The organism is Haloplanus sp., assembly GCF_028275055.1.
Taxonomy (GTDB): domain Archaea; phylum Halobacteriota; class Halobacteria; order Halobacteriales; family Haloferacaceae; genus Haloplanus.
The window spans coordinates 1-3,568 of sequence record NZ_JAQCNJ010000033.1; the positions used below are offsets into that span (position 1 = coordinate 1).

The following is a 3,568-nucleotide window of genomic DNA, read 5'->3' on the forward strand; positions in this document are numbered from 1 at the left end:
CCGTGTCGCCTCGAAATTCTGTAACTTAGGATACCGCTGGCCGGCTCAACGTCGGCGTCGGGCCAGGAGTGCGCCCGCCGCCATCGCCGCTGCGAGCGCCACGACGCCGAACCCGTCCTGTCCGGACGTCTCCGTGCTCTCCTGACCCTGGGTGGGTGTGTCAGCCACCGTCGAGCGTGTGGTCGTGGGAGTGGGCGTCGCTGTGGCCGACGACGTCATCGTCGGGGACCGATTCGTAGTCGCGGTAGGCGATGGTGTCGCCGCGGTCGGGGTCCGGTCCGTAACCACCGTAGCAGTGGGTGTGCTCGCGACAGTCACCTCGCCAACCCGTGTTCCGTTGACCTCGAGCGTATACCGGCCGGGGCGCTCGAGCGTCTCGGAGAACTGCACCACGACGGTTTCACCGGTCTCGAGCGTTACGGACCGGCGCTCTACCAGCGTCCCGTTGACCGACAGCGTCGGCCGGGTCTCGCCGGCGCCACCGACGTTCTCGACCTGTGCGCGGACGGTGATCTCGTCCCCGGGCTCGAGCGTCTCCTGGCCTGCTGTCACGTTCGTGATCTTCAACGAGGGCGGCTGCTCCGGGGTGGGAGCAGGCGTCGATGGCGAGGGGGAGTCCGCCTCGTTCCGGTCGGGGTCGGGGCCGATGGGGACATAGATGTCGCCATTACCCGTCCCCGACTGGACACGGATCGGAACGAACTGTGTCGCCGGAGCGGTGTACTCGTCGCCCTCGTTGTCACTGATACTGTTCGTATCGATCAGTAGCTCACCATCGCCGACCGACTGCCCACGGATGGTCACCGCGATGAGTTGGCTCCCGTTTCCGTGGCCCGCGGCGGTGATGCTGCGCTCATTAGCAGTCGTGATGGTGTCGTTGAACCGCGCATCGATCGTTCTCACATCGGCAACCGAAGCGACGCCGCCGCGCGTCAGCACCGAGATGTTGAACGCCCCGACCGGCACGTCATTGCTCACTGAGACGACGATGGTGTCGCGTTCGCCCTCCTGTAGGTCGACGGTCCCCGAGTCGACCGACAGTGTTGGCTCACCGGTCTGCACGGTCGTTGCGTACCCGCCTCGGTCCGTCTGGAACGCCTGCTGGTCAACGGTCTGCCGTCCATCGGCGAGCGGGTCGACCGGAATTGCCGCGCCCGGGGCCCGGACCGCCGTGCTGGAGGAAGACCCGTTCGAACTGCTCGTGTTCCCCTCGGCTGCATCGATCTCGGACAGGAGCGCCTGGGTATCGTGGACGTCGATCTCGGCGTCTCCGGTCAGGTCGAACCGTGACCGCTGTCCTCGCAGCGACTCGTTGTTCCGGGCTTCGAACAGTAGCGCCACGTCCTCCTCGGTGAGTTCGCCGTCGCCGTTGAGGTCCTCGTAAGCACCGTCGCAGTCGGCGTCACGCGGGAGCTGCCCGCTGACGAGCGGCACCGCTGCGGAGAGGTTACGGTCGAATCCGGCCACGACACTGCCACCATTGTCGCGTCCGACCGGGTCCGACGCGTTCAGGTCGACGGTGACGGTGTCGTCCGCTTCGAGTCCGGGCGCCACCACGAACCGACGATGGCTCGCAGCGGACCGGTTCGCGGGGACCTGCCGCGCGCAGACGGCCCGGCTCACACTCCGGTTCCCGTACCGGAGTTCGATCGTCGGCTGGGCGCCGACGAAGCCGCGGTTCTCGTACGTGACGGCCACTACCGGTGTGCCGTTGTACCGGAACGTTCTGAGACCGCCTGCCCGTAGCCGGAGATCCGGCCGCAGCAGCGACACCCTGTCCAGGGATGCGTTCTGTCGGGACTGCTCAATCGGTCCGACGGCCCGGGCCGTCACCGTCCCACCGCTCGCAGTGTCGAACGAGCCGTTCCTGGCGACCACGCTCAGGTTCGCGGTCTCACCCGGTCCCAGCGTCCGATTCAGGGTCGAGTTGGCGACCGCCGTCCCGTTGCTGGAGAGCGTGAGATCGCCACGTGTGACGATCGTCGGTCCGTCGTTGCGAAGGGTCGCGTTGACCCGGACGCCGTTCTCCGTCTGGCTCTGGGTCGTTTCGGCCACGGCCAGGTCCGGCCGGGTCGCGATGAGGGTCGCAGTGTTGTTCCCCTCGTTCAGCTCTGCGATGTCATCGTTGGGGTCGGCGATCAGTCGGATCCGGCCGGTGTCACCGACGGTCCGTTCGACCGTGACCGTCGAGCTGTTGCCGGGCGCGATCGTCCCGGCATCGATCGTCGTTGCGGTGCCGTTCCGGTCGGTCTCGACACCCAGGGTAACGGCCGAGGCGGGTTCCTCGTCGCCCGTGTTCGTGACCGTCGCATTGAACCGGACCGTCTCCCCGACGGTCGCGTTCGCGACTGCTTCGGTCGCTGCAGTCGAAACCCGCACCGACAGCTCCGGCTGGTAGGAGTGGTCGACGAAGTACAGTTCGTCATCAGCCTGCTCGCCGAAGTCGGCCCCGGCGGCCACCGAGAGGAAGCTCTCCTCGTTCGTGGTGACCGAGTGGTCGTACAGGATCTGTGTGCCGTTCAGTGCCTGGGCGACGGTCCGCGGTGCCGACCACGCACCGTTCCGGAACAGCTGGTAGTAGGTGGTCCGCTGGTTCGGGAGTGCACCCTCGTCGGCCGACGGGCTGGCACCTTGATACTGCAGCAACCGGCGGTCCCCGACGGTGGCGAGCCGCAGCTCACGGACCGTCGTACCGTTGCCGAGTGGGACGGTCGCCGTCTCCCCGTCCGAGCGGAGCCGGACTTCGTCGGCGAAGCCGCCGCCGGGACCGGACCCGTATGCCACCGAATCGTTGGCCACGTCGTACGTCGTCAGGTTCCCGACCGGAACGGAGTGGACCGGGGTGACCGAGCGGTTCACCTCGGCCACCTCCAGGACCGGTGTGCTACCGTCCCGTGGGCGCTCATACGCTAGCCGGGCGTTCCCACCGCCGTCGGCAGCCCGGAGGTTGAGACCGTCACCGACGGTTCCGTTCGAGACGACGGCGGCGCTCCCGTTCAGCCGCACGTACTCGACCGTCACGTCCGTGCGGGAGGTGAAGTTGTAGTCGTTGTCGCGTTCCCATGCGAGGACGAACCCGTCACGGTAGCTGACGACCGCCGGGTCACCCTGATACCGCGAATCGTTGGTCACCACGCGCGGCGACGACCAGCCGGAGCCGTCGTTGATCGCATACGCCACTTCGGAGGTGTTCCGGACGTCCTGGAAGTCGGGGGTCGTCCCCTCGAGCGAGTCGGCCTCCATCCGCTCCCAGGCGACGACCGCCACACCGTCACTGCGGGCGACCGACGGGTTGATGTTGTACGCCGTATCGTCGGTGACCCGGACCCGATTCGAGAAGCTACCGTCACCGGTCGCGTAGCTCCTGACGTAGATCTCCTTTCGCTCGTGCTGCGGTCGATCCGGTGCCTCGCCACTCCACGCGATGGTGTAGTTCTGCCCGTTCCCGGCCAGTGCCGGGTCCGTGTCGTTGAGCGCGTTATCAGTCAGTTGGCCCTCGGCCGGAGTGTACAGCCAGCGGCCGAAGGTTGGCTTCCTGTCACGCAGTCCCTGGTCGCTCAACGGCGAA

Annotated in this window: 1 protein-coding gene; it reads right to left on the minus strand. The window is 67.2% G+C overall.

The window, feature by feature from the left end; translation table 11 throughout:
- Positions 1-45 precede the first annotated feature (45 nt).
- Positions 46-3,568 (minus strand): CARDB domain-containing protein (locus Q0925_RS04270; RefSeq protein WP_299332199.1); only part of this gene is annotated, 3,523 nt, incomplete at its 5' end.